Below are 26,073 nucleotides of genomic sequence, written 5' to 3'. Positions count from 1 at the left end.
ATTGCCCATGCCGATCGAGTCTGTACAACAGTCCATTCATATTCGCCGCAAGAAAAATGCAGTGGTGTTTCAAAATATCGCTCGGCTTTGGGATCTGAGCCAACAGGCAAAAACACATCAGGAACTGCTAGACGGATTGCATCCCTGGAATGGCCCGATTACGCTCAAGTTTGAAAATAACCTGCCACTCGCGCTTGCCGGAATTGGGCTTTTTCTGATTGGCAGCATTTTTATTGCGCCGGGAAATATCTGGATTCAGGGCAGTGTTTTCCTCGGCTGTCTCTGCATCTTCTGGGCCTATATTTGCTATGAACAGCAGCAGCCCTTAGAGGAAGTCATTGCTTTTCTGGAAGAACAGGCATTGGCCAAGAAATATCAGCTTGCCTTTCAAAAACAGCCACAGCATATTTCCATGCCACTCAATCCCCTGCACTTTATCCGGCATTTAAAACAATTATTTCCAGTATTCAATCAAGGTTCGTTGAGTAATGAAATTCAACGTTATGCCAGCACGGTCTGGGAAGACGAAAATGGCCAGCAACATCAGGTACTACTCTTCCAATACCACTATATTGATGAAGTGCAGGCCCGAAACAAGGAAGGTCAGCCAGTCAAACTGATGCAGGTTCATAAAGACCTGTGGGGCGTGTTTGTGTTTGATATCCAGATTCAGGGACTGGCCGTTACGACTTCCAGAAAGAAATTTTATTATCCTTATAGCCATCCCTGGCACAGCAGCGATATTCGCACCAATCAGCGCTTAAGCTTTTATGGTAGTGATCCGCTGCAAACTGCCAAATTACTCAGTCCAGGTTTTGTCCTACGACTGGCCGACTTTTTTGAACAGCGTCAGGGTGATTTACTGTTTCACCCGGAAAACAAGATGCTGTGCTATCTGGGGCCACATGATTTATTTCAGGTATCGAGCAAGCAGCAGAATATTAGCGATATTTCCACATTGCGCGGTCACCTGAGAACGTTTAAATTAAAACAGCTCGAAAACTTACAACATGATCTGCTGCAGTTTTTAAAATAAATTTTTCGCATCATTTTTTAAATATAGATATAGCTTGGGGAGATCTCGGATGGGATTTTTGATTTTATGTTTGGTCATTGTGGCACTGATTGTCGCGATTATCATGATCCGCAACAGTATTGTCCGTCATCATAACGCCACGATTCGCGCCTGGTCGGATGTCGCCAGTTATGAACGGCAAAAACTGAAAATTCTGGATGGGCTACAACCGCTGGTCGAGCAATACTCGAGTTTTGAAAAAGGTACGCTTGAAAAAGTCACCGAACTGCGTCAGAACATCGTGAATCTGAATATCAAGGATGCCGATATTGGGCAGTTACAACGCATTGAAAGCCTGAATAAACAGTTGATGCATAGCCTGAATGTGGTGATTGAAAATTACCCGGAGCTGAAAGCCAATGACATCTATCTGAAAATGATGGCTGAAATTGAAGAACAGAATGAAAATGTCGGTGCTGCGATTACCATTTATAATCGCAATGTCGAGCTATTTAATAACCAGATCCAGATTTTTCCACACAACATCATTAACAATATGTTGCTCAGAAAAAAAGTGGTGCGGCCTTTCCGTGATCAAAGCGTGACCCAGAATTTTGATTACCGTCCGAACTTTCACTGAGTGAACAGCAAGATCTGATAAAATTTTGCATCCTTGGCGCATTAACTTATTATAAAAATAGCCAAGGATGCGGCTGTATCTGTCTAAAACTTATAAAATAAAGAATAAAAATTATGCTGGATTATTTAGAGCACTTGCAACAGATGCTGGTCGAGGAATTTTATCGGTTATACGACCATTATCAGGATGATGAAATCTATGCCTGTAGTCTGGTCTTTGACGAATTTTTACTGCTGGATAATCTGGCGATCTCGACTGAACGTAGTATTTTTAAAGATCCAGAAGATCCTCAGCAATATCTGGCGGAACAGGATCGCTGGAATGTCCAGAAATGGCGTTATCGGGCCCACACTTCACCCGACTCAGGACTCATCCCCTTTAAAACCTTGCTGGCCGATTATTTTAAAACCCAGCATAGCTTTGGCCATCCGGTATTGGCACAGCACAAACAGCTGCACGCGACGCATCTGGAGTTATTGCTGGATAGTTTTAAACAGGCCAAACATCGTCTTTCTGAAGCCTATGGTCTGGATCTGGATAGCATCATGTTTTTCATGAGCCTGCCCACCCAAGTCGAATTTGAATGCCAATCTGCACAGACACTTAATCCGGCCCATGTTCATTTACAAGAATTTCTGGCATCCAGACAAACTACTCATTTACCTGCCATGCAGAAACGCTTGAAACTCTCGCAAAACGACAAGGATATTCTGATTGATCTGGAGCAGATGCTGGTGATGGAGCCTTATGACTATTTGCAAGTGGCACAAGATGCCTATTTGCTGACCTTGGAATCCTACTTTGCCGATAGCAATATTTATATCCAGAAACTGATCCAGCATATCGCTGCAATGGCCTCTGAGCCGGATGGCAGCTGCACCTTTAACCGGGAAGATATCCAGCAGCGCTTGCAGCAGTTTTCTGCCCATCCGCCAATATCTCCGGATGTTCTCTAGCTTCAGCGATAAATAAAATTACAGAGCGAATGCTCTACAATGCTGGCGTTTAGTGTAAGAATCAAGGAAAATAGCGCCCTTTAGCTATAACAATCAGCGAACTGTTTTTTCGCCTTGATGTGGAACTCCTATGAAGTTTGAAAAATTAGGTCAGTCGGGCCGTGCCCGTCGTGGTCGTTTAACGCTTGAACATGGTGTGGTGGAAACCCCGATGTTCATGCCTGTGGGTACTTATGGTACGGTCAAGGGCCTGTTACCACGCGACATTAAAGAGATCAAATCTCAAGTCATTCTGGGCAATACTTTCCATTTGTATCTACGTCCAGGACTGGATGTAATTCGTGAACATGGCGGCCTGCACGGATTCATGAAATGGAATAGTCCCATTTTGACCGATTCAGGCGGCTTCCAGGTCTTCAGTCTGGGCGCAATGCGTAAAATTAAAGAAGAAGGTGTGACCTTCCGCTCGCCGATTGATGGTTCAAAAGTATTTTTATCTCCTGAAATTTCAATGGATATTCAGCACACGCTGAACTCTGACATTGTAATGATTTTTGATGAATGTACCCCGTACCCTGCGACGCATGAAGAAGCGCAAAAATCGTTGCAACTTTCTTTACGCTGGGCCAAACGCTGTAAAACCCAGCATCATGACGTGCTGAAAAACCGTAATGCGCTGTTCGGTATTATTCAAGGCGGCATGTATGAAGATTTACGTGATGAATCTTTAAAAGGCCTGCTAGAAATCGACTTTGATGGTTATGCGATTGGCGGCCTGTCCGTTGGTGAGCCAAAAGAGGAAATGATCAAGGTACTGGATTATCTTCCAGAAAAAATGCCTGCAGACAAACCGCGTTATTTGATGGGTGTCGGCAAGCCTGAAGATATTGTGGAAGCGGTACGTCGTGGTGTGGATATGTTTGACTGCGTGATGCCAACCCGAAATGCACGTAACGGTCACTATTTTGTGACAGACGGCTTGGTGCGGATCCGTAATAGTAAATATCGTCATGACCAGAGTCCACTCGATCCGCATTGCGACTGCTATACCTGCCAGAACTTTACCCGTGCCTATTTATTCCATCTTGAGAAATGTGGAGAAATGCTCGGCTCTATGCTCGGTACGATTCATAATCTGCGCTATTACCTGCGTTTGACTGAAGCGATGCGTGATGCATTAGACAACGGTACATTTGACGAATTTGTTCATGACTTTTATGCCCGCCGTGGCCTGGAAGTGCCACCTTGTCCGCAAGATTAATCCATCAGTATTTGCGCTGAGGAAAAAGACAATGTAAATTGCAAGAATATATCAATTTATTATCGAGTTGATCACCAGTTTTTTATTTTAGGAAAATGTAATGAGCCTTTTTATTTCGACTGCTCACGCTGCAGGTGAAGCTGCACAACAACCAAGCATGATGGCGAACCTTTTGATGATTGCTGTTTTTATTGCAATCTTCTATTTCTTGATCTGGCGTCCTCAATCTAAACGTGCCAAAGAACACCGTGCTTTGGTCGACAGCCTTGGCGTTGGCAGTGAAGTGGTATTTGCAGGCGGATTAATGGGCAAAATCACCAAGATTGAAGGTGACTTCGCAGTGGTTGAATTGAGCCGTGGTGTAGAAGTCAAAGTTCAACGTGCAAGTGTGATTTCAGTCCTCCCTGAAGGCACTTTAAATAACCTTTAATCAAAAATAGTCGTGCCCTCGCACGACTTTTTCATTTTAAGAAGAAAACGAATGCGTTACCCAGCATGGAAATATGTACTGATCCTGGTTGTCCTGGTGATCAGTACCTTATATGCCCTGCCAAGTTTGTATCCAGATGAACCTGCTGTACAGATTTCGGGTGCCAAAGCCGGTACTCAAATTGATGCAAGCATCGTACAAAAAGCAGAGCAAATTTTAAAAACTGAAAATATTGCCACCCATGACAATAGCTTTGGCAACAATGCAGCCTTATTACGTGTAGATTCAAGTGAATCACAGCTTAAAGCCAAAGAGGCTTTACGTCGTGGTTTAGGTGATGATTACGTGGTTGCACTGAACCTTGCCCCGACCACCCCAGAATGGCTGCAAAAAATTGGTGCCAAACCAATGAAGCTTGGCCTGGATTTACGTGGTGGTGTTCACTTCTTGCTTGAAGTGGATATGGACAAGGCCATTTCCCAGCGCATGGAAACCTCTGCGACGGATCTACGTCGTCAGTTGCGTGATAACAACCTGAAATTTAATAGCCTGAATTTAAGCAACAACACCATTGTGATGCAGTTTGCCAACAATGATGATCGTTCTGCAACGATGGACTTCTTGCGCCGTAATGGCAATGAGTTTACCCAGCAGGCTGTTGCGACCGAGACCGGTTCGACCTTACGTCTAAACTATACTGATGTGCGTAAGCAAGAAATTGAATCTTATGCTGTCAATCAGAACTTGACCACTTTACGTAACCGTATTAACGAGTTAGGTGTGGCAGAAGCACTGGTTCAAACTCAGGGCAGCAACCGTATTGTGGTTGAGCTTCCTGGTGTGCAGGATACCGCTGAAGCGAAACGTGTCTTAGGTCGTACCGCGAACCTCGAGTTCCGTCTGGTGTCTGACCTGAATGATCAATATATTGATCCATATACCGGTCAGGCAACGGGTGCATTGCCACCAGGCACAGAAGTCTTTGCTTATGAGTCACTGGACAGTGGTCGTCAGCTCCTCTTGAACCGTAACCGTATCTTAACCGGTGAACGTGTTCAGAATGCATCAAGTGGCTTTAGCCAAGACACAGGCGGTGCTGAAGTTAACATTACCTTGGACAGCGCAGGCGGCAAACTGATGTCGGATGCGACCCGTAATGCGGTCGGCAAACGTATGGCCGTCTTGTTCATCGAGAACAAACAACGCATTAATTATGTGGAAGATCCTGCGACCGGCACTCAGACTGAAGTTCGTACACCATATACTGAGTCTGTAGTAATTAACGCTGCAACCATTCAGGCAGTACTGGGCTCTCAGTTCCGTATTACCGGTCTGGACTCACCGCAAGAAGCTGCTGAACTTGCCTTGATGCTGCGTGCAGGTGCGTTGGCTGCACCAATGTATTTTGTTGAAGAACGTGTGATTGGTCCAAGTCTGGGTCAAGAGAACATCGACAAAGGTGTACTTTCAACTCAGATCGGTTTCCTTCTGGTTGCCATCTGGATGGTGGTGTTCTTCCGTGTGTTTGGTGTGATTGCCAACTTTGCACTGGTCTTTAACCTGGCGATGATTCTGACAGTCATGTCTTGGATTGGCGCTTCCCTTACCCTTCCGGGTATTGCCGGTATCGTCATTACCATCGGTATGGCGGTCGATGCCAACGTACTGATCTGTGAACGAATACGGGAAGAAATGAAATGGGGAGCTTCGCCAAAACAGGCGATTGTGGCCGGTTATGATCGTGCCTATAACACCATTTTCGACTCGAACTTGACCACATTCCTGGTGGCGTTCATTCTGTTCGCGATTGGTACAGGTCCGATCAAAGGCTTTGCCGTAACCCTGATGATTGGTATTGTCTGCTCGATGTTTACTGCCATTACAGTAACGCGTGCCGTGGTACAGCTCATTTATGGCAAAAAACGTAACTTGAAAAAGTTGAGCATTTAAGGAGATCACTGATGACTGAAAATACTCAACTGAATCAAAAACAGTACGGTCGCCCGGAAGACGAACGCATTATTCCGTTTATGAAGATTGCGATGCCTGCGGCATTGTTTTCAATCATCCTAACCGTTGCGAGTATCTTCTTTATTGCCACCAAAGGCCTGAACCTTGGTTTGGACTTTACCGGTGGTGTGGCAGCCGAACTCAACTATACCAATCCGGTCAAACCTGAAGATGTCTCCCAGGCATTGAGCCAGGCAGGCTTTAATGATGCTGTGGTGCAAACTTTAGGTTCTGAACGTGACCTGATGGTGCGTATGCCGGTTCAGGAAGACATCGAAGCTGAAGACCTGACCAAAGCGGTTACAGCAGCGGTGCAACTGCCAAATAATGCGGCAGAAGTACCGAAGGTCGATGTCGTCGGTGGCCAGGTCGGTAATGAGCTCTATGTCCGTTCTGGCGGTGCTGTGGCATTGGCGCTCCTGCTGATGCTGGTCTATGTCACCATCCGCTTCGAGTTCAAACTGGCGATCGGCGCGGTCTTGTCGCTATTCCATGATATTGTCGTCACCCTCGGGATTTTTGCGATGATGCAGTGGCCATTTGACCTCACGGTACTGGCAGCATTACTGGCAATCATCGGTTTCTCACTGAACGATAATATCGTGGTCTCTGACCGTATCCGTGAGAACTTCCGTAAGATTCGTGGTGCAGAACCGGTCGAAATCATTAACATTGCCCTGACTGAAACGCTGCGTCGTACCATTCATACCTCTATGACCTTATTGCTGGTGGTGCTTGCCATGATGCTGATGGGCGGCGATGGTCTGAAATGGTTCTCGATCGCGATGTTTGTTGGTGTCTTTGTCGGGACCTATTCGTCCATCTATATCGGTACGGCCTTTGCCTTGTGGCGTGGTCTAAACCGTCAGGACTTTATTGTTCAGGTGAAACCAGAATTTGAAGACGAGAACCAGATTCCATAATCTGTTCTGTTTCATGTTCATCGTTCAGCCCGTCTTATGATGGGCTGAATTATTTCTGCCGTTTGAATATGTGGCAGCGGGAATAATCGCAATGACTGGATGGATTTTCTCAATATCAGTTTTCTGGAAAACCACCTTTCTGCTTTCATCCAGACTTTGAAATTCATAATGATCCTGAGTTTCACTGACCAGTTGCAAAATGAGCTGCAAGCCATTGAGCAGATACACACAGAGTATGCCTGCAGTGGATAACTCGGCCTGTTTGTCACAAACCAGCCACCAGCCCGGTTTTAAGCTGGGAAAATAATACGGCCCTGCTACCCAAATCGCATAATGCTGTGCTTGCAGATGAAAAATATCCTGATTGAATGAGAGCGCTGAATCCAAGGAGATAAGTGCGAATGCCTGCTGTTGCACCACCTGCATTTGCAACAGTACACCTTGCGCTGGAATTGGAGATAATTCAACTTTTGGTTCAGTCGACTGATCTAGAATGAGCACATCTAGACCCAGTTGTTGTTCCAGTTCCCTTGCTGCCTTCTCCCCGATCTGACGTTTGCTATTCAGTAATTGCGCAATATATGAGGCTGACAAACCGAAATGCTCACAGATTTCTTTGCCAGTTTTAAATTGCTGTGTCTCGATCAGCAGATCAATGACCTTGGCCAGATTATTTCGTCTACGTTCAAATATTTCAGTCGCGCTCATCTCGGTCTGTTGGTCTATTTTTTTATGCATGTAATTTAAATACCTTACAATAAAAAAGCCCGCAATTGAATTGCAGGCTTTTTAAACTTACATAAGAGCAATTAAGTGCCCTGTACCAGACGGCGCGCGCTGATAATTCCCGGCTGCTGTTCTAGACGGGCCAATAGCTTGGAAAGTTGTGCCAAACCTTTGACTTCAATCAACAGCTTCATATTGGCAATACCATCCGCTTCCGAAATGGTATTCACCTGGCGGATATTGATCTGATCCGAGAAAATCACTTGCGTCAGATCTTTGAGCAAACCGCGTCGATCATAAGCTTCCACCACAATCTGTACGCTCTGACCGCGAGTCGGCTGCATTTCCCAATCGGCTTCTACCGCACGCTCAGGCTCTTGAGAAATCATACGCACATAGTCCGGACAAGCGACCTTATGAATGCTCACCCCCCGATTCAGAGTGATATAACCTGCAATTGACTCACCATGCACCGGTTGGCAACATTGCGCGACATGCAATTCCACGTTATCCAGACCGTCGATCAGAATCCCGTGCGCTGACAGCGTATGACTGGCACGCGGGTTCAGGGCAGGTTTTAGCACCAGTTCAGGTTCGTCCTGATCCAGATGCATATGGCGGTTCACCTGATTAATCAGAGCATGCAAGCTGATATCGCCATTGACCAGATTCACCAGAATGTCATCACCGGTTTTGACATTGAAGTGGTTGCAATAATCACTCAGATCAATCGATTTCGGATGAATTGCCAGACGTGACAATTCTTTGTTCAGTACTTCACGGCCGACTTCCAGGTTCTTGCTGCGATCCTGTTGACGGAACCAGTGACGCAACTTATCTCGCGCACGGGCAGTCTTGATATAACCCAGCGAATTAACCAGCCAGTCCCGGTTCGGTTCCCGGTCTTTTTTGGTCAGAATTTCAACCTGTTCACCAGTTTTCAGAGTGTAGGTCAGCGGCACATAGCGCTGATTCACCCGTGCGGCATAGCACTTGTTCCCGACCTCGGTATGTACATGATACGCAAAGTCGAGCACGGTCGAATCACGCGGCAGCTCTTTGATATCGCCATCACGGCTAAACACATAGATCTTTTCAAAGCCTTCAAAATCTTGAATATGCTCAAAATTCTCTATTTCATCTTCAGATTCTTTATGTGCACTGCTTTCATTACGTTCTTGATAATGCTCAAGTACCGCACGCAAGGAATGCAGACGATGGTTAAAGGAGCGATCTGTGGTTTTCGCGCCTTCTTTATAATTAAAGTGTGAACACACCCCAAGTTCAGCTTCGTCATGCATTGCATGAGTACGAATCTGCACTTCAAGTGACTTGTTCTCGGCAATCACCGCAGTATGTAAAGAACGATAACCATTGGCTTTGGGATTGGTAATGTAATCATCAAACTGATGCGGAATATGGCGCCAGATCTGATGCACAATACCTAAAGTGTGATAACACTCCGGCACACTTTTCACCAGTACCCGTAAAGCACGAATATCATAGAGCTGGTCAAAGCTCAGGTTCTTGCTTTTCATTTTTCGATAAATCGAATAAATGTGCTTCACCCGGCCATTAATTTCAGCTTCGATGCCATGCTCAGCCAATTCATTGCGTAATTTATCAATCACAAACTGAATATACTGTTCACGCTCCAGACGCTTTTCATTCAGTAAGGAAGCAATTTCTTTATAACGTTCCGGCGCAAGATAACGGAAAGCCAGATCTTCCAGCTCCCACTTCAACTGAGCAATGCCCAAGCGGTGTGCCAGTGGCGAGTAAATGGTCAGAATTTCTCGGGCCACCCGTTCCTGACGCTCACGCGAGGAATTGGCCAGTTCACGCAAGGCATAGGTACGTTCGGCCAGCTTGACCAGAACGACACGTACATCTTCGGTGACCGAGATCAGCATTTTGTAAATGCCAGACAGATGTTCACGCTGGTTATTATTGAAATGATCTTCCAGGCGTTTATTTTTTTCGATCAGCTCAGACAGCTTACCCATGGCAAGCGTACCTTTGACCAGGCTATGCACCTGTTCGCCGAACTGTTCCAATACTTCACTGAGTGGCATGACGCCTTCACGAACAGCACGATACAGCATGGCTGCGGACAAAGTATCTTCATCGACATGCAGATGCGCCAGAATATCCGCCATTTCAATACCAGTATAAAAGGTATTGGAGCGGTGCTGAACCGTACTTTGCAGCTCTCTTTCTAATGTTAAGTGGGCGACTTCTTCGAGCTGCGTTAAAGGTGCGCCATCTAATATGCCACGAACCCGATCCAACCATTCAGTCAGATCCTGGTGTGCTTGTTCGGCATGTTCTACAGTCGTCTCCTGTGACAACTCATTGAGTCGTCCAGGGAGTTGCTCACGTACTGTGACCATACCCGTCTCCTACTTTTAAAAACATCATTTCTTTAATCGTTTATTTGATTTTCTTTTTCGAACAATGCGATTGATTCAACATGTCCAGTATGTGTAAACATATCCATCACGCCCGCTTGGGTGAGACGATAGCCCTGTTGTACCAAGAGTCCTGCATCTCTGGCGAGTGTCGCAGGATTACATGACACATAAACGATTCTTTTAGCTCCAAACTGAGGGATATAATGCATCACTTCTTCTGCCCCGGCACGTGGCGGGTCGATTAATAATGCATCAAAACCTTGATTTGCCCAAGTGTGGTGCGAGAAATCTTTGGTTAAATCTTGTGAATAGAACGATATTTGTGCAATACCATTGTTTTTGGCATTTTCCGCACCACGTCGAACCATTTCATCACTTCCCTCGACCGCAATCACCTGACCCGACGCACCAACACAGCGCGCAAGAGGTAAGGAAAAGTTTCCTAATCCACAAAAGAGATCCAGAACCCGTTCACCCTGTTGCAGTTGTAGCAAATCACATGCCAATCGTACCATTTGCGGATTGATGCTTGAATTTACCTGAGTAAAGTCCAGAGGATTAAAGCCGAATTTCACATCAAAGTCATCAAGACCATAGTGTAAGCGTGCAGATGCTTCTGTATCATCTATTCGCGAAAGCGTTTCTTTGCCAACAGGCTGCAGATACAGTTGCCAGCCTTTCTGTAACGTAAATTCGCGCAATTGGTTGACATCATCGGCAGATAATTTTGCAGTTTCACGCACCAGCAGCGCAATGTCCTGATCCCCCATGGCCAATTCTATATGACCGATGTCGGCCTTACCATTCAGACCTTGCAGCAATTGTTTAAGACGTGTAACCGAGCCAAACTCGCGATCCAAGATCATACAGCGATCAATCGGTGTCAGTTTGTTGGACTGATTCTCACGAAAACCCACCACCAGCTGATCCTTGGAAGGTAGATAACGCACCCCAATCCGGGCTTTACGGCGATAATCTTCACGTTGTGAACGTAAAGGCGGTAGCCATTGATCAGGCTGGATTCCAGCAAAATGCTGTAGATGCGATTTCAGCACATTCTGTTTCAGTTCAATCTGCGCATCCGCAGCGATATGCTGCATATTACAGCCACCACAGATCCCAAAATGCGGACACACCGGCTTCACGCGAATCTCGGAAGCGTCGCTCAACAATTCAAGACTGTCGGCTTCTTCGAGTTTTTTAACTTCACGGGTAATGCGGGCACGCACGGTTTCACCCGGCAAGGCATAACGGATAAAGACTTTCTTACCATGTTTATGCTGCGGATGATCCGGATGTGAACCATAATGAGCGATACCACGTCCCTCATGCGATAGTGACTCAACCTGAAAAATGTACTCGGGTTGCTGGATAGGACGTGCTTGTGCTCGATGTTTCATGAAAACCTAGGGTATGGAGATGGGAAAATCAAATTGGGTAAATTCAGTTCGTTGCGAAGTCTCACGCCAAACTGATAAAAAGTCCGCATGCTGCGGTTGAGTCTGCAAATATTGAATCGTGCTTTGCAGCAGATGCTGATAATCCGGCAGTAACAGCTGGCCTTTTAACAGCAACCAGCGGATATACACCAGCCAGGTATTCAGGACATCACCTTCACAATAAGACGTCAGTTCGGTCCATTGCTGATTGCGGACATATTCCGGAACCCGATAGGCTCCGTCACCGCGCTTGCCTGGATAACCCAGCAAATGTGCAACATCATCCAGCTTCTGGAAATGACGGGCATGAAACATGGCCATCACATCCATCAGGTCAACATGACGATGATGGTAACGATTCTGGTAGTTATTATAACGCTTTTGCGTATCAATTTCGCCCTGATCGAACAGACTCGGTGCAGAGAGTCCATGATACATGGCGCGGTATAAAATTACTGGTAAATCAAACTGTGAGCCATTCCAACTCACTAGAGTCGGATGTCGCTTGTCAAAAATGGACAAGAATTTTTTCAAAATTTCTGCTTCAGAATGCTGTTCTCGACTAAAGGAAAACAGCTTTATACCCTGTTCATCCATCCATAAACCGGAAATACAGACAATTTCATGCAGCGGTAAACGCTGAAAATCAGAGCCTGAATCCTGACGGCGTAATTTGGTCAGGGCCTGATCCAGATCTGCTTCGGGCAGGTCCAGACCAAACAGATGCGCGCCTGATTTGAGATCGGTTTGGGTTTCAATATCGAAAGTTAAAACAGGCAGGCGCATAAAACAGTGCTCAAATAATTATTCAGGATCTTGTACAGAGAATAACCCTGTAGACAAGTAACGGTCACCACGGTCACAGATAATACACACAATCACTGCATCCGGATGTTCTTCCGCCAGTTTAATCGAGGCCCACACTGCCCCACCAGAAGAGGTTCCGGCACTGATGCCTTCTTTCTGTGCCAGCTTGCGCATGGTTTTTTCAGCTTCGATTTGTGGAATATCAATAATGCGATCCACACGGCTACGGTCGAAAATGGTTGGCAGATATTCTTCTGGCCAGCGACGGATTCCGGCAATGCTTGAACCATCAGATGGCTGTAAACCGACGATCTGAATATCAGGATTCATTTCTTTCAGGTATTTCGACACACCCATGATGGTGCCGGTGGTACCCATAGAACTGACAAAATGGGTAATTTTGCCACCGGTTTGCTGCCAGATTTCTGGACCCGTGGTCAGGTAATGCGCTTCGACATTGTCCGGATTTCCGAACTGATTCAACACCAGCCCCACGCCATCATTCTGCATTTGAGCAGCAAGATCACGTGCACCTTCCATGCCCTGCTCTTTGGTTACTTCAATTAGCTCGGCACCATACGCACGCATCGCGTCCTTACGTTCCTGACTCATATTGTTCGGCATGATCAGCTTCATTTTATAGCCACGCATTGCTGCGACCATCGCCAATGCAATCCCCGTATTTCCGCTCGTTGCCTCAATCAGGGTGTCACCCGGTTTGATCTGCCCACGCTTCTCGGCCTGCATGATCATATTATAGGCCGGACGGTCTTTGACCGAACCTGCCGGGTTATTGCCTTCGAGTTTCGCGAGTACTGTAGCTTGAGTGTGACTTGCCAGACGCTGTAAACGCACCAGCGGCGTTTTGCCTACATAATGGTCTAACAAAAATTCATCTGCTTGAAAATCAGGGATGGTATTACTCATTATTTGCACCTATATCGAGGTGCGGCTATTGTATGAAAAAATGCTTTTCCCTGCACCCATTTAGCAAGGCTTTTTCAGAAAGCTCACTAAAACTCACACACTATCAAGTCATAAACTACATTTCCCGATAATTTAGCCAGGTGAAGCAGCTCGCTAATGAAGATGAAAATACTATTTCAGTCTGGCACTTTTACAGATTGAAATTTCGTGCGTCTTAGTCTTGCTGTACCTGAGCAAAATTAACTGAAATCTCTTGTATTTTTAACTGCTAATCCGAAGCTTTATAAAAATTATGCTTAAATTTTAACTGTCGATTTAAAGCATGCTAATATGCCAGGCATAAAGAAAATACTGCTTAAATCATGTCAACGATCAACAAAAAGCTGTTTAAACGCCTACACTTAAATCATGCCTATGGACAGCTGATTGCGCTGATTTTTGTGCCGATTACCATTTTGGCCTGTGTCGGCGCCATGCTGGTGTTGACTGAAACCTCGAATGCCGCACGTGCCCAGCAGAAGCAGATGGCCATTGCGATTCTGACCCGCTTTCAAGGTACTTCAGAATATGCATTGGATATCTTGAATCTGTATCCCTGGCAATATGACCAAGCCCACAACGCCATGCAGAACATGCTGAATGAAAAGCATCTGGTTCGAGCAGCGGTTCTGGACGAAAATGGCAAGAACCGTTTGGGCATCGGTTTTCAGGAACAGGCGCCTTGGCCAGAATTTGAGAAAAGCGGTAATTTTGTTGGCCCGATTCTGCATCAAGATAATCATATCTATGCCATTAAAGTGAATGAAAACACTTTTTCTACCGGCTGGCTGGCAATTGAGCTGGATAATCAGCCGCTAGCAATTGCCCGTTACCGAGTACTGATCGTACTGATTGCGACCGGATTACTGACTTTATTATTGTTATTACTTTGCTTGAATTTCTACTCACGGCGCTGGATCGCCCCAATGTATGAGATTCGTATGCAATTGCAACGCCTGAATGCCGATACCCTCGGCCAGCATATGGTGATTAACAGCACCGGCGAGCTGCGTTTATTGCAACGTGATATCGCCAATGTGGTGAAACGTTTGCATTTCAGCTTTCTGGAACTGCGTGAACATACCGAACAGACCGAAGACGATTTACGCCGCACCCTCGACACTTTAGAAGTCCAGAATATTACCTATCGTCAGGCACGCGACCAGGCGATCTCGGCCAACCAGGCCAAGTCGGTGTTTCTGGCCAATATTTCCCATGAATTGCGCACCCCGCTGAACAGTATTGATGGTTTTATTCATCTGTTGTTACGTCAGGGCAATCTCAGCAACGAACAGAGCCTGTATTTGCAGACCATTCGTAAGTCTTCGGCGCATTTGCTGGCACTGATCAATGATGTTCTGGATTTTTCCAAAATTGATGCCGGCAAACTGGAACTGGAAACGGCACCTTTTGATCTGGAAGAAGCGATTTTTGATGTGATGGACATGTTGTCACCTCTGGCAGCACAAAAACATATTGATATGGCCTTCTATTATGCAGATGGTGTGCCAAAACACATTATTGGTGATGCGCTACGATTTAAACAGATTCTGACCAACCTGATTTCCAATGCGATCAAATTCACTCCGGATGGAGAAATCATTGTCCGGGCACGCATGGAACATGATGGAATGGATCAGTGTGTGCTGCATTTTAGTGTACAGGATAGCGGCATTGGCCTGAGTGGTACCGACCGTAAAAAGCTGTTTGAGTCCTTCTCGCAGGGTGATACCTCGGTGACCCGTCAGTTTGGCGGTACCGGTCTTGGTCTGGCAATTTCCAAACAGCTGGTGAACCTGATGCATGGCCAGATTGGTTTTGAAGACAACCAGGAACGTGCCCCGACCGAAAAAGGCTCGACTTTCTGGTTTACTGCCCAGTTCCTGGTCGATGAAGATACCGTGATTGAGCATCCTGATTTTAGCGAATTGACCGTGGTGTCTTATCTTGCACACCCGGCAACCGCGAATGTGTTGCGTCATTATCTGGAAAATTATCAGGTTAAACATATTGAATGTGCATCGATTCTGGATCTGTTTAGCCGTCTGAATCATTTACAGAATAGCGAAAATACCTGGCTGATCGTCGATCATAGTGGTGACAGTGAAGTCTTGTTACGCGAAATCCGTTCACGTTATCAGGGTCATCTGGCTGTCTATGGTTATCAGATGCAACTGGATCCAGGCATGCTCAATGACCATCGTGCCCGTGCCCTGCATCAGCCACTCAGCCGCAGCGCGCTGATTCAGTTACTCGGCAATCAGCCGGTCTTCGATCAGGAACAGCATGAAGAATTCAATGGTCAAGGCCTGCATATTCTGGCCGTGGATGATCATTTGCCCAACCTGATTGTTCTGGAAGCCTTGCTGGGCGAACTCAATGTCACCACGACCAAAGCCCTCAGCGGACAGGAAGCGATCGATATTATTCAGCGCCGTTATGAACAGGAACAACCGGCGTTTGATCTGGTGTTTATGGACATTCAGATGCCGGTGATGTCGGGGATCGATACCACCCGTGCCATTCGCTCGCTGGAATCGACCTTTGAAAATCATAGTCGCCTGCCAATTATCGCCCTGACGGCGCATGCACTTTCTGATGAAAAACATAAACTGCTGCAAAACGGCATGGATGATTATGTCACCAAGCCGATTCAGATCGAGCAGATTATCCAAATTTTGACGCACTGGACCACCGAGCATTTTAAACGGATTCCGGTACTGGAACGTGCCAATGTGATTGATGCTCTGGATCCGAATATTCTGGACTGGCAGCAAAGCCTGCAACTGGCAGCCAATAAGGAGGATCTGGCGGTAGACCTGTTACGCATGCTGGTAGACAGCTTTGCAGATGAACTCGATGAAATGCAGCAACTGATTGAACTGGAAGATTTCCCACAACTGGAACATGTGTTGCATCGTCTCTATGGCGCGACCCGCTATGTCGGTGCTCCTACTTTGCAAAAAGTCACCGGTGGCCTTGAGCAGTTCGTTTCTACCTTGCGTAAAGAGCGCCGTAAGGCCGATGAAAGCTTTGTTCAAGAGGTACTGAAATATTTTGATGAACTCAAAGCCGTGGTTGAACAGGTTGAACAAGCTGCCCAGCAAATTTTGAAGCAACATTTAAATTAAACCTCTGAAGCTGCTCAGTTCTTAACTTACTCAAGTGTGACTGAGCTGTCATGCAAGCCTAAAGGCTGCATGCTATGCTCAAGCCAGGAAAAATAAGGAAGAATGCCATGTCACTCGTGCGCTTGGAAAAAAATAACGGCATTGCCACTGTTACATTGAATCGTCCGGATAAACGCAATGCCATGAGCTTTGCCCTGCTGCGCGAACTGGTAGCGACTGCACAGAAAATCAAAAAAGATAAAAGCATCCGTTGTGTGATTTTAACGGGTGAAGCCCAAGTCTTTAGTGCCGGTATTGATCTGGCCGATTTAAATAATCCTAAAAATCGTGCTTATGCTGCCTGGGAGCTGATTCGTCCGGGTCAAAGCCTGTTTCAAAAAGCATTTCTGGTCTGGCAGGAATTACCGGTTCCGGTGATTGCCGCGATGGAGGGCTTCTGTTTTGGTGCCGGGATGCAGCTTGCCCTGGCCGCAGACATACGCATTGCCCATCCTGAGACCAAAATGTCAATTATGGAAACCCGTTGGGGACTGGTGCCAGACATGGGACTCAGCCGCTCACTGAAAGGCCTGATTGGTATTGATCTGGCAAAAGAGCTGACTTTGACTGCCCGGATTTTTGAGGGCGAATATGCCAAAGAAATCGGTCTGATCACCCATGTCGATGAACAGCCACTAGGAAGAGCACAAGCCTTGGCTGAAGAAATGCTGCAACGTTCCCCAGATGCGCTGATGGCCTCTAAATTTGTACTGGATGCCATGCAGCATCGTCCGAACAAATCCCTGCGTATGGAAAAAATCTGGCAATTGAAATTGCTGCTGGGTAAAAATAGCCAGCTGGCCCGTAAAAAAGACAAGAACCCAGAGGTTCAGTTTGTACCGCGCCAATATAAATAAGTCGAGTCTGAGTCAAAGCAAGGAATAAGAGAAAGTATGCAGTTGAATCGCGATACTAAAATTGCCTTTTTAGGTATGGGGCTGATGGGCACTCGTATGGCCACACGTCTGCTTCAGGCAGGTTTTCAGGTGGCGGTTTGGAACCGTACATCATCTGCCTGTGAGCCCTTGCTGGATCTAGGTGCAACTACGCTATCTTTGGATAAGATTACAGATTACCCGGTGATTCTGACCTGCCTGGCAGATGATCAGGCAGTGCAATCTGTTTTTGCTCAGATCGAACCGTATTTGCTTACGGAGCAAGTGATTGTAGATTTCTCCAGCCTTTCAGTACAGCAAACCCAAACACTTGCAGCACAAGCACAGGCCAAGAAAGTAACCTGGATTGACTCTCCGGTTTCAGGCGGTACCGCCGGGGCTGAACAAGGCAGTCTGGTGATTTTTGCTGGTGGTGATGCCACGACGATTGAAAATCTTAATCCGATCTATGCAGTACTTTCACAACGCGTGACCCGCATGGGTGATACGGGTACCGGTCAGGCGACTAAAATCTGTAATCAGCTGATTGTGGCTGCCAATAGCACCTTGATCGCAGAAGCGGTCGCCCTTGCTGGACTTGCCGGGGTGGATACACGTTTACTGGCGCCTGCGCTGGCGGGTGGTTTTGCTGACTCCAAGCCTTTTCAGATTCTGGCCCCCCGTATGGCCACGCAAACTTTTGAACCGGTGCAATGGAAAGTGCAGACTTTATCCAAGGATCTGAATAATGCCGTGCAACTGGCACAAAGCTTTGACCTGGATGTTCCGGTGGCGACTCAAGCTTTAACGCAGTTACATGCTCATCAAGCCCAAGGCTTTGCCGAAGCAGATCTGGCTACTGTAATCCAGCAACTAAAACATTCATAACGCTTGATTGATGCGGCCTTGAATATTGAAGAGAAAGACATGATTAAACTTGCCGTCAACCTGTCGATGATTTTTACCGAAGTGCCGCTGATCGAACGTTTCGCGCTGGCTCGTGCACAAGGCTTTAATCATGTGGAAATCCAGTTTCCTTATGAACTTACGATTGGCCAGATTCAAAACCAGCTCAGCACCCATCAGCTAAACTTGTGCCTGATTAATGTACCGGCAGGTGATTTAATGCAGGGCGGTCATGGTCTGGCTGGCATTCCAGGACAGGAAATCGAGTTTCGTCATGCGGTTGAGCAGGCCATCCAGTATGCCACGACGTTGAATGTACCCCGGGTCAATATTCTGGCAGGAAAACAGCCCTTGGACTGTGATCTGTTGCCCTGCCTGAATACGCTGGCGAGTAACCTGAAAATGGCCTGTTCAATGCTGCTTGAGCATCAAATTGAACCGGTCTTTGAAATGATCAATGGCATCGATATGCCACGTTTTTTGATTCAAAATGTTGCTCAAGCACAGGAAATGCTGGAAGCGGTACATCATCCGGGCTTAAAAATGCAGTATGACTGTTACCACATGGCAATGATGGGCGAAGATGTACTGGAAACTTTGCAAGAAAATATTGCCTCGATTGGTCATATCCAATTTGCGGATTGTCCGGCACGGCATCAACCCAATACGGGTTCAATTCAATATCATGATATATTTCAGTGGTTAAAACATAGTCAATATCAAGGTTATGTCGCTGCCGAGTATAAACCTAGCGGACATTCCAACGATTCCTTTGACTGGAAAGCTGAGTTCTTTCCGGAGCATGACTGAGTGGACTGCGGCTTCATTTGAAATTCAGGACTAAAACCGCTATATTAGACCATGCATAATTGTTAGGAAATTACACTCCCCATGAATTTAGAACCATCGCCCAGCGCTTCTAATTCTCACGATCTTACTATGAATTCAAATTCTCAAGCTGTACAGGACTGCTTAAAAGTCGTACATGCTGCACTTGAAGATGTAAAAGCAAAAGAAATTGTTGAGCTTGATGTCAGCGGTATCAGTAATGTGGCTGATGCTATGGTCATTGCAAGCGGTACATCGACACGTCATATCAAATCATTGGCCAATAACGTTGCTGAAGAAGCACGTAAAGCTGGCTTCCGCCCTCTTGGTATTGAAGGCGAACGTGATGCTGAATGGATCCTCATCGACCTTGGTTATGTGGTGGTTCATTGTATGCTTCCAACAGCGCGTAAATTCTATGACCTAGAAAGCTTATGGCGCAATCCTACAGATACTGAATCTGTAGCGTAAAAACCGAATATTCAAAAAAGCGACCTGTGTAGGTCGCTTTTTTATTGCCTGTTCATCTAACTTTATAAGCATTAATACAACTCAATCTGTTCGCTATTTTTTAATTTCCATCTTGTCTTATGCACCGATTTGATTGGTATTTTAGGATCAATTCATCATCAACATAGACGTTCGATGATCACTCAATCATCCTTTTCCCAAGATATAAAATAAAAAATCCCCCTTTATTAAAAGGGGGACTTAGGAGGATTCTAATGATTTAGATGATTAGTGACCCGTACCATTAATGGCTTTAGTCATATCTTCCACCACTTTCTTGGCATCACCAAAGATCATCATGGTCTTGTCATTATAGAACAAGTCATTGTCGAGACCCGCATAACCGGTTGCCATAGAACGCTTGATCACCATAATCGTACGTGCCTTATGGGCTTCCAGAATTGGCATACCATAAATTGGCGATGTTGGATCATCTTTCGCCGCAGGGTTCACAACGTCGTTCGCACCAATCACTAGCACCACATCTGTTGCCGGGAAGTCCGAGTTGATCTCATCCATTTCCAGGATGTCTTCATACGGTACGTCCGCTTCAGCAAGTAGTACGTTCATATGACCTGGCATACGACCTGCTACAGGATGAATCGCAAAACGAACCGTTACGCCCTGCTCTTTTAGCAAGTTAGCCAATTCTTTTACCGCATTTTGTGCACGGCCTTGCGCCATACCATAACCCGGTACAATCACCACGCTGTCTGCATTTGACATCAGGAAGCCTGCATCATCTGCCGAGCCAGAACGGTGATTACGTTGGACCTGTTCACCTGCTCCTGCTGTCGGCGCAGCTGCACCGCCCATCGCACCGCCAAACAAAACGTTGATGATTGAGCGGTTCATCGCTTTACACATGATGTAAGACAGAATCGCACCTGAAGAACCCACCAGTGAGCCTGCAACGATCAACATGTTGTTTTCTAAGGTAAAACCAATACCAGCTGCTGCCCAACCTGAGAATGAGTTGAGTAGCGATACCACCACTGGCATATCACCACCACCGACTGGTGCAATCCATACCCAGCCGAATGCCAGCGCAAGGCCTGTCATCGCCCAGAACGAGGTCATATTACCCGTCAGGAAGAAGTGAACACCAAAACCTAACATAGCAATAAAGATGATCGCCTGAACCGGTTTCACCCATGCACCTGAAATGGTTTTTGCCCATTTCTTTGCAGCCAGTTTACCGTAAGCAAAGACTGATGCTGTAAAGGTAATCGCACCCACGAAACAGCCCACAAACAGTTCAAATAAATGAACACGGCTCATTTCATGGAAATTGACACCATTGGCAGCCAACAGGTCTGGACCTAGTTCAATCAATTTGTTGTTGTGAATAATGGCAGCGACAGCAATCAGGACCGCAGCCAGACCCACTAATGAGTGCATTAGCGCCACAGTTTCAGGCATCTGCGTCATTGGAACTGTACGTGCACGGGCGATACCCACAATTGCACCCAGCACCATTGCACCAATAATCATCCAGACAACCGGATTCTCAGCCACAAAGAAGGTGGTCATGACCGCAATGGCCATCGCGATCATTCCGTAACGGTTACCGGCAATCGCAGTTTTAGGACCTGATAAACCACGTAGCGTCAGGATAAAAAGAACGGCACCAATCAGGTAGAACCAATCCGCATATTCTCGAATCATTTCCATGGATTAACCCTCTTTTTTCTTTTGCTTAGGTTTAAACATTTCCAGCATACGTGCAGTCACTGCAAAGCCACCGAAAATATTGATACTGGCCAGGAACACCGCAATTGCACCAAGCACGCTCACCACATTAATGGTCTGGAAATCTACGCTACCTTCAACGCCGATCACCGGCAGACCAACAGTCTGAATCATTGCACCGACAATAATGATCGATGACAAGGCATTGGTGACCGCCATCAACGGCGTATGCAATGCTGGTGTTACACCCCACACCACGTAGTAACCTACGAAAATGGCAAGGACAAAAATCGTAATTGTTTCAACCATGAGTCTTCTCCTTAACCACGTTTCAGCAGCACTTGGCCGCCATGAGTGACAAGTAGGGCTTTTTGAATTTCTTCTTCTTGATTCAGGACAAAATTCTTATCTGCATCAAATAATGTTTCCACGAAGTTAAATACGTTACGAGCGTATAAAGCAGAGGCTTCAGTCGATACCGTCGATGGAATATTTGGAATGCCGAGAATTTTGACGCCGTTGTCGGTATGCACGGTTTCGCCACATTTTGAACCTTCGACGTTGCCGCCAGATTCTACTGCCATGTCCAGAATCACTGAACCCGGTTTCATTTTCGCAACTGTTTCAGCACGGATTAAACGCGGTGCATCACGGCCCGGTAAAAGCGCTGTGGTAATCACGATGTCAGCATTTGATACCGCTTTATCAACAATTGCAGCCTGATCGCGGATGTATTCTTCACCCGGCATCCAGCCATAACCATTTTTGGCAGCATCTGCAGCTTTTTGCTGCTCTTCAGCAGACATCGGCACGTCTAGCCATTTACCGCCCAGAGATTCAACCTGATCTTTGGCAGTTGGACGCAAGTCCGTGGCTTCAACGATGGCACCTAAACGTTTTGCAGTGGCAATCGCTTGCAGACCCGCTACGCCGACACCCATAATCACCACACGAGCCGGTTTAACCGTACCCGCAGCAGTCATCAGCATCGGGAACATGCGCTGGTATTCAGCCGCAGCCAAAAGCACCGACTTGTAACCTGCAAGGTTGGCTTGAGAAGACAAGACATCCATGTTCTGCGCACGAGATAAGGTTCGTGGCAAAAGTTCCAATGCAAATGCAGACACGTTTTGTGCCGCGAATTGGTCAAGCTCAGTATTACGGTAAGGATCAAACATTGCCACGATAGTGGTATTCGGGTTGAGTTTTTGAATTTCCTCACCTTTCGGTGCACGAACTTTTAAAATCAACTGACTGCCGGTGTAGGCATCATCCGTAATTTTGGCACCAACTTGTTCATAGGCACTATCGATATAGGCAGCTTTAACCCCTGCACCACGTTCGATAATCACGCTATGTCCTGCGCTGATCAATTTCTTTACTGTCTCTGGCGTCGCAGCGACGCGATTTTCACCGACAACAGTTTCGGCTGGAATTCCGATCTGCATGAGCGTTCCTCAAGCTAATTTTTCTTAAGTAAACATCGTGTAAAACGATGCTTCCCCTCAGGATGTGTTCTTGTTGAATTTTTGGATTCTAATCAAACTGTTTGAAATTACCACCTACTATTTATTTAATAAATACCTATATTTTGAACTGATGATTCATAAAAATGATGCTGCAATAGCACATTTATTTAATTCAACGGCTATTCATATTCGATGCTTTTATAAACGATATTCATTCCGCTGAATGAAATATCCAGATTTTACTGGTGTAAATAAGCGCAGATTTCTGATTTATTTTGTTACATTGATGATTCTGACAATGATTGCTGTATTTCCTGATTTAGAAGCAGACTTTCAATTTCTCTAGTCCCTATAGATAGCGGCACTTTAGCTGCGCCGTTTTTTTAGTTTTGACTTTTTTGACAGATTTAGCACTCAAGCAAGAGCACTGTTTTTAGACGTTAAAATCGTATTTTATGAAATGATAGAATTTGATTTGAGCAGATCTTCATCAGACACAATTAATAGATCTGACAAAAAGTAATCGCCAAAATTTTATAAGACTCAGGTCTCAAACAGTCAGATAAAGGGTAGAAAAAAAGCTGGATGACTATTTATTATATTAATGTACTGAACTTGATTCAAAATGGAAAATCTCATTTTCGCACCAAATTTGCGCAATAAAATAGAGTAAATATTCCACTTTTTTGACCTCAGTGCTCTTTTTTATTGTTTTTACTTTAAGCTGCGCTTTAATGAAGCAACCCCATCATTAAAAGATAAAAAATTCTGTAAATATTCACTCATACTTTCTATTTGAAATTGCACTTCTTTCATTAAGCTGCCTGAGTTCTAACAATTTTCAATGCTGGCAATATTTCTCTACTTTTAAAGCAAGAACTTCTGGCCTATAGTGCCCTCAATTTGAACATTATTCTCATTCCTCATTTCAATTCTTCCGGTCTGAATACAAGGTTAGCCCTATGCACACGCCTCTCGATATTAGTCAAAATAAGCCCTTATTATGGCTGATGGCGATTGCATGCGGTTTATGTGCCGGCGCGAACTATTATTGCCAGCCGTTGATTTCATCGATTCAGCAGTATTATCAGGTACCTGAATCACAAGTGGCACTTACTGTCACTTTTGCTCAAATCTCTTATGCCCTGGGCCTGCTGTTTATTGTGCCTTTAGGTGACATGCTAAATAAGACTAAACTGATCCCTTTCCTCATGCTGGGTGCCGCAGCAGGTTTATTTATTTGTGCTAGTGCTGTGAATCTGCCAATGCTCTGGGTCGGCACTATCATTGCCGGACTGTTTTCCGTGGCTGCACAGATTCTGATTCCCTTGGCCACCATGGCGGTCAAACCGGAAAAAACCGGAGAAGTGGTGGGCTTCCTGATGAGTGGCTTGCTGGTTGGCATTCTACTCTCGACCAGTATTGCCGGATTATTTTCCGACCTGTTTCACTGGAAAATGATTTATATCGTCAGTGGCATAAGCATGCTGGCTTTAAGTTTTTATTTGAAAGGAAAACTACCGAGCCTGCCACGTCTGAGAATTAGCTATACAGCAATTTTTAAATCTATGGGAATATTACTCAAGCAGGAACCACGACTGGTTTTTCGTTCACTTACAGGCGCATGTGCTTTTGCTGCTATGAGTATGTTGTTCTCCACCATTGCTCTGCTGCTAACGCAGGAACCTTTTCAGCTTTCTGATGTCATGGTTGGGCTGGTCACGCTGGTGGGTGTATTTGGCGCACTTTCCACGCAGTTCATTGGCAAATGGGCCGATCGTGGCCATATCAGAACACTGAGCTGGATCGGCTGTTCTATTCTGATGGGAAGCTGGTTATTTTTATACTTTGGTGCAGTATCTTTGCTCAGTTATATTCTGGGTTATGGACTGATAAATCTTGGGCTCGCGATTACCCATAGTTGTAACCAGAACGTGATTTTTCGCCTGCGCCCGGATGCCAAATCACGAGTCAATTCACTCTATATGACCTTGTATTTTATTGGCGGTGCCTGTGGTTCAGCCTTAGGCGTATATGCCTGGCATCATGGTGGATGGAGCATGACCTGTCTGGCAGGACTCGGGCTAGCTCTGTGTGCCACCCTATTCGCCCTGCTGGATCAATGGTATCAGGCCAGAACAACTGCATAAGTATTTTACCTCTATTTAGCTGACTTGCGCCGCCGGATAATAAGGCTTATTCAGATCAAGAGTTTGTGAATTTTCTAATAAAATACAGATAAAAACCGGCAATAAGGCTGCCAGAATCCGGCAGCTTTCCTCTAATGATTTATAATTCAACGAGCTGTGATACGTGGCGCCACCCTGCATTATCTGATGGTGCAAGGTAGATAAACGTTGAAATATTCCAGCTAAAATTTCAACAGAATTTCGTTCTTTTAAAGCCTTCTCTATATTCTGTTTCTGTGTTTCCAGATCAGCTTGACAGCTTTCCAGACTAATTTTCTGATGACGATAATCCCAAAAGCTTTGTTCCACATAGGGATTGGCCAAGAGTGAGCAGATCGGCTGGCTGTATTTTCCCCAGAGAATATGATTAATTTTCTGATCCAGATCCTTTTGGCAGAGTGTTTCCATAAACTGATGCAGCTTTTTCTGATCTTGAACCAGATCACACTCATCTGCATAAATCGCCTGAAAGCTGATCCACAGGCTGATAAACTTAAAATCCAGATCCTGATCCAGGTCTAGCGATTTTTTAAACCAGCCTAAGCCCCGATGAATTCTTAGATTAAAATGTGCCGAATTTTGTGCTTTATGGCTTTTATAAATCTCCTCCAATAACAACATGATTATTCTCCTTATTTCTAGCGTTTTTATATTCATCTTTCTCCTATCAAAATATACCATTCCAACCTGACTGGGAATTCCAATTTTATTTCTTGTTTCATTCCCTGGATTTACCGGGCTAGCTCAAGTTCGCCGGGTGATTTTTCTGATTTTATGCTAGTATTACGCCCTCTTTTTGCGACGTCAGCAGATCCGGTTTAAGCCAAAAACCAATAACTGAGTGATC

22 protein-coding genes are annotated in these 26,073 nt (G+C 45.6%); 13 read left to right on the top strand and 9 right to left on the bottom strand.

Translation table 11 applies throughout. The features are described from left to right. Positions 1 to 7: 7 nt before the first annotated feature. The 7 genes from ACP7AK_RS13485 to secF all read left to right on the top strand — a co-directional run bounded on the left by ACP7AK_RS13485 (position 8) and on the right by secF (position 7,235). Entirely contained in the window at positions 8 to 1,036 is a 1,029-nt protein-coding gene (locus ACP7AK_RS13485) for a hypothetical protein (protein ID WP_425880111.1), read from the top strand. 49 nt (positions 1,037 to 1,085) lie between these two features. Next, positions 1,086 to 1,655 carry a LemA family protein gene (locus ACP7AK_RS13480; RefSeq protein ID WP_425880110.1) on the top strand — a complete coding sequence of 190 codons (570 nt, stop codon included), beginning with the start codon at positions 1,086 to 1,088 and terminating at the stop codon, positions 1,653 to 1,655. A 113-nt stretch (positions 1,656 to 1,768) separates the two neighbouring features. Further along, on the top strand, positions 1,769 to 2,611 hold the full coding sequence (locus ACP7AK_RS13475; protein ID WP_425880109.1) for a DUF4303 domain-containing protein: 843 nt from the start codon (positions 1,769 to 1,771) through the stop codon (positions 2,609 to 2,611). A 130-nt stretch (positions 2,612 to 2,741) separates the two neighbouring features. Next, on the top strand, positions 2,742 to 3,872 hold the full coding sequence (tgt, locus tag ACP7AK_RS13470) for a tRNA guanosine(34) transglycosylase Tgt (RefSeq protein ID WP_005252828.1): 1,131 nt from the start codon (positions 2,742 to 2,744) through the stop codon (positions 3,870 to 3,872). A gap of 100 nt (positions 3,873 to 3,972) precedes the next feature. Next, entirely contained in the window at positions 3,973 to 4,302 is a 330-nt protein-coding gene (gene yajC, locus ACP7AK_RS13465) for a preprotein translocase subunit YajC (protein ID WP_004645158.1), read from the top strand. A 51-nt stretch (positions 4,303 to 4,353) separates the two neighbouring features. Continuing rightward, positions 4,354 to 6,252, top strand: coding sequence for a protein translocase subunit SecD (gene secD, locus ACP7AK_RS13460; protein ID WP_004281655.1), 1,899 nt, complete (start codon positions 4,354 to 4,356; stop codon positions 6,250 to 6,252). Between the two features lie 8 nt (positions 6,253 to 6,260). Next, positions 6,261 to 7,235 carry a protein translocase subunit SecF gene (secF, locus tag ACP7AK_RS13455; RefSeq protein WP_425880117.1) on the top strand — a complete coding sequence of 325 codons (975 nt, stop codon included), beginning with the start codon at positions 6,261 to 6,263 and terminating at the stop codon, positions 7,233 to 7,235. Positions 7,236 to 7,259: 24 nt separating this feature from the next. Here the strand turns inward: secF and ACP7AK_RS13450 are convergent, their stop codons facing one another. The 5 genes from ACP7AK_RS13450 to cysM all read right to left on the bottom strand — a co-directional run bounded on the left by ACP7AK_RS13450 (position 7,260) and on the right by cysM (position 13,548). Then, the gene (locus ACP7AK_RS13450) at positions 7,260 to 7,943 is read right to left on the bottom strand and encodes a hypothetical protein (protein WP_222112429.1); all 684 of its coding nucleotides are present in this window, start codon (positions 7,941 to 7,943) and stop codon (positions 7,260 to 7,262) included. Between the two features lie 101 nt (positions 7,944 to 8,044). Next, complete coding sequence (locus ACP7AK_RS13445; protein ID WP_005106083.1) at positions 8,045 to 10,354, bottom strand: RelA/SpoT family protein; 2,310 nt, start codon at positions 10,352 to 10,354, stop codon at positions 8,045 to 8,047. A gap of 32 nt (positions 10,355 to 10,386) precedes the next feature. After that, positions 10,387 to 11,775, bottom strand: coding sequence for a 23S rRNA (uracil(1939)-C(5))-methyltransferase RlmD (gene rlmD / locus ACP7AK_RS13440; protein WP_425880108.1), 1,389 nt, complete (start codon positions 11,773 to 11,775; stop codon positions 10,387 to 10,389). 6 nt (positions 11,776 to 11,781) lie between these two features. Next, entirely contained in the window at positions 11,782 to 12,600 is an 819-nt protein-coding gene (locus ACP7AK_RS13435; protein WP_425880107.1) for a 3'-5' exonuclease, read from the bottom strand. A gap of 18 nt (positions 12,601 to 12,618) precedes the next feature. Continuing rightward, positions 12,619 to 13,548 (bottom strand): cysteine synthase CysM, encoded by a 930-nt coding sequence (cysM, locus tag ACP7AK_RS13430; protein WP_004281649.1) that lies wholly within the window; start codon positions 13,546 to 13,548, stop codon positions 12,619 to 12,621. Positions 13,549 to 13,910: 362 nt separating this feature from the next. On the opposite strand from cysM, the gene ACP7AK_RS13425 reads away from it, so the two are divergent. From ACP7AK_RS13425 to rsfS, 5 genes are all read left to right on the top strand, one after another. Then, the gene (locus ACP7AK_RS13425; protein ID WP_425880106.1) at positions 13,911 to 16,718 is read left to right on the top strand and encodes a GacS-like sensor histidine kinase; all 2,808 of its coding nucleotides are present in this window, start codon (positions 13,911 to 13,913) and stop codon (positions 16,716 to 16,718) included. 107 nt (positions 16,719 to 16,825) lie between these two features. Continuing rightward, on the top strand, positions 16,826 to 17,614 hold the full coding sequence (locus tag ACP7AK_RS13420) for a crotonase/enoyl-CoA hydratase family protein (RefSeq protein ID WP_005106080.1): 789 nt from the start codon (positions 16,826 to 16,828) through the stop codon (positions 17,612 to 17,614). 36 nt (positions 17,615 to 17,650) lie between these two features. Then, positions 17,651 to 18,520 carry an NAD(P)-dependent oxidoreductase gene (locus ACP7AK_RS13415; RefSeq protein WP_425880105.1) on the top strand — a complete coding sequence of 290 codons (870 nt, stop codon included), beginning with the start codon at positions 17,651 to 17,653 and terminating at the stop codon, positions 18,518 to 18,520. Between the two features lie 39 nt (positions 18,521 to 18,559). After that, entirely contained in the window at positions 18,560 to 19,348 is a 789-nt protein-coding gene (locus ACP7AK_RS13410; RefSeq protein ID WP_425880104.1) for a hydroxypyruvate isomerase family protein, read from the top strand. An 81-nt stretch (positions 19,349 to 19,429) separates the two neighbouring features. Continuing rightward, positions 19,430 to 19,837: a ribosome silencing factor gene (gene rsfS, locus ACP7AK_RS13405; protein WP_425880103.1), complete on the top strand. Its 408-nt coding sequence runs from the start codon at positions 19,430 to 19,432 to the stop codon at positions 19,835 to 19,837. A 267-nt stretch (positions 19,838 to 20,104) separates the two neighbouring features. Here the strand turns inward: rsfS and ACP7AK_RS13400 are convergent, their stop codons facing one another. The 3 genes from ACP7AK_RS13400 to ACP7AK_RS13390 are packed head-to-tail and all read right to left on the bottom strand — an operon-like array spanning position 20,105 to position 23,016. Next, positions 20,105 to 21,550 carry an NAD(P)(+) transhydrogenase (Re/Si-specific) subunit beta gene (locus ACP7AK_RS13400; RefSeq protein WP_005248072.1) on the bottom strand — a complete coding sequence of 482 codons (1,446 nt, stop codon included), beginning with the start codon at positions 21,548 to 21,550 and terminating at the stop codon, positions 20,105 to 20,107. Between the two features lie 3 nt (positions 21,551 to 21,553). Next, positions 21,554 to 21,877 carry a proton-translocating transhydrogenase family protein gene (locus tag ACP7AK_RS13395; RefSeq protein WP_004281642.1) on the bottom strand — a complete coding sequence of 108 codons (324 nt, stop codon included), beginning with the start codon at positions 21,875 to 21,877 and terminating at the stop codon, positions 21,554 to 21,556. Between the two features lie 11 nt (positions 21,878 to 21,888). Then, a complete protein-coding gene (locus ACP7AK_RS13390; RefSeq protein ID WP_004645141.1) occupies positions 21,889 to 23,016 on the bottom strand; it encodes a Re/Si-specific NAD(P)(+) transhydrogenase subunit alpha in 1,128 nt (375 codons plus the stop codon). A gap of 983 nt (positions 23,017 to 23,999) precedes the next feature. Here ACP7AK_RS13390 and ACP7AK_RS13385 point away from each other — a divergent pair. Further along, positions 24,000 to 25,187 (top strand): MFS transporter, encoded by a 1,188-nt coding sequence (locus tag ACP7AK_RS13385; RefSeq protein ID WP_425880102.1) that lies wholly within the window; start codon positions 24,000 to 24,002, stop codon positions 25,185 to 25,187. A 15-nt stretch (positions 25,188 to 25,202) separates the two neighbouring features. Here the strand turns inward: ACP7AK_RS13385 and ACP7AK_RS13380 are convergent, their stop codons facing one another. Continuing rightward, entirely contained in the window at positions 25,203 to 25,847 is a 645-nt protein-coding gene (locus ACP7AK_RS13380; RefSeq protein ID WP_425880101.1) for a hypothetical protein, read from the bottom strand. Positions 25,848 to 26,073: the final 226 nt, after the last annotated feature.

It is taken from the genome of Acinetobacter sp. TWP2-2-3, assembly GCF_049896445.1.
Taxonomy (GTDB): Bacteria; Pseudomonadota; Gammaproteobacteria; order Pseudomonadales; family Moraxellaceae; genus Acinetobacter.
The sequence above is the reverse complement of the archived record's forward strand: the minus strand, read 5'-3'. Positions and strand labels throughout refer to the sequence as shown.

Bases quoted from the DNA above. Each gene is read 5' to 3' on its own strand.
- ACP7AK_RS13415 (WP_425880105.1), top strand. From the start codon at position 17,651: ATGCAGTTGAATCGCGATACTAAAATTGCCTTTTTAGGTATGGGGCTG.
- rlmD (WP_425880108.1), bottom strand. From the start codon at position 11,775: ATGAAACATCGAGCACAAGCACGTCCTATCCAGCAACCCGAGTACATT.
- ACP7AK_RS13485 (WP_425880111.1), top strand. From the start codon at position 8: ATGCCGATCGAGTCTGTACAACAGTCCATTCATATTCGCCGCAAGAAA.
- ACP7AK_RS13480 (WP_425880110.1), top strand. From the start codon at position 1,086: ATGGGATTTTTGATTTTATGTTTGGTCATTGTGGCACTGATTGTCGCG.
- ACP7AK_RS13420 (WP_005106080.1), top strand. From the start codon at position 16,826: ATGTCACTCGTGCGCTTGGAAAAAAATAACGGCATTGCCACTGTTACA.
- ACP7AK_RS13435 (WP_425880107.1), bottom strand. From the start codon at position 12,600: ATGCGCCTGCCTGTTTTAACTTTCGATATTGAAACCCAAACCGATCTC.
- ACP7AK_RS13450 (WP_222112429.1), bottom strand. From the start codon at position 7,943: ATGAGCGCGACTGAAATATTTGAACGTAGACGAAATAATCTGGCCAAG.
- ACP7AK_RS13380 (WP_425880101.1), bottom strand. From the start codon at position 25,847: ATGTTGTTATTGGAGGAGATTTATAAAAGCCATAAAGCACAAAATTCG.
- ACP7AK_RS13475 (WP_425880109.1), top strand. From the start codon at position 1,769: ATGCTGGATTATTTAGAGCACTTGCAACAGATGCTGGTCGAGGAATTT.
- tgt (WP_005252828.1), top strand. From the start codon at position 2,742: ATGAAGTTTGAAAAATTAGGTCAGTCGGGCCGTGCCCGTCGTGGTCGT.
- rsfS (WP_425880103.1), top strand. From the start codon at position 19,430: ATGAATTTAGAACCATCGCCCAGCGCTTCTAATTCTCACGATCTTACT.
- ACP7AK_RS13400 (WP_005248072.1), bottom strand. From the start codon at position 21,550: ATGGAAATGATTCGAGAATATGCGGATTGGTTCTACCTGATTGGTGCC.
- ACP7AK_RS13390 (WP_004645141.1), bottom strand. From the start codon at position 23,016: ATGCAGATCGGAATTCCAGCCGAAACTGTTGTCGGTGAAAATCGCGTC.
- ACP7AK_RS13425 (WP_425880106.1), top strand. From the start codon at position 13,911: ATGTCAACGATCAACAAAAAGCTGTTTAAACGCCTACACTTAAATCAT.
- ACP7AK_RS13410 (WP_425880104.1), top strand. From the start codon at position 18,560: ATGATTAAACTTGCCGTCAACCTGTCGATGATTTTTACCGAAGTGCCG.
- yajC (WP_004645158.1), top strand. From the start codon at position 3,973: ATGAGCCTTTTTATTTCGACTGCTCACGCTGCAGGTGAAGCTGCACAA.
- ACP7AK_RS13385 (WP_425880102.1), top strand. From the start codon at position 24,000: ATGCACACGCCTCTCGATATTAGTCAAAATAAGCCCTTATTATGGCTG.
- cysM (WP_004281649.1), bottom strand. From the start codon at position 13,548: ATGAGTAATACCATCCCTGATTTTCAAGCAGATGAATTTTTGTTAGAC.
- ACP7AK_RS13445 (WP_005106083.1), bottom strand. From the start codon at position 10,354: ATGGTCACAGTACGTGAGCAACTCCCTGGACGACTCAATGAGTTGTCA.
- ACP7AK_RS13395 (WP_004281642.1), bottom strand. From the start codon at position 21,877: ATGGTTGAAACAATTACGATTTTTGTCCTTGCCATTTTCGTAGGTTAC.
- secD (WP_004281655.1), top strand. From the start codon at position 4,354: ATGCGTTACCCAGCATGGAAATATGTACTGATCCTGGTTGTCCTGGTG.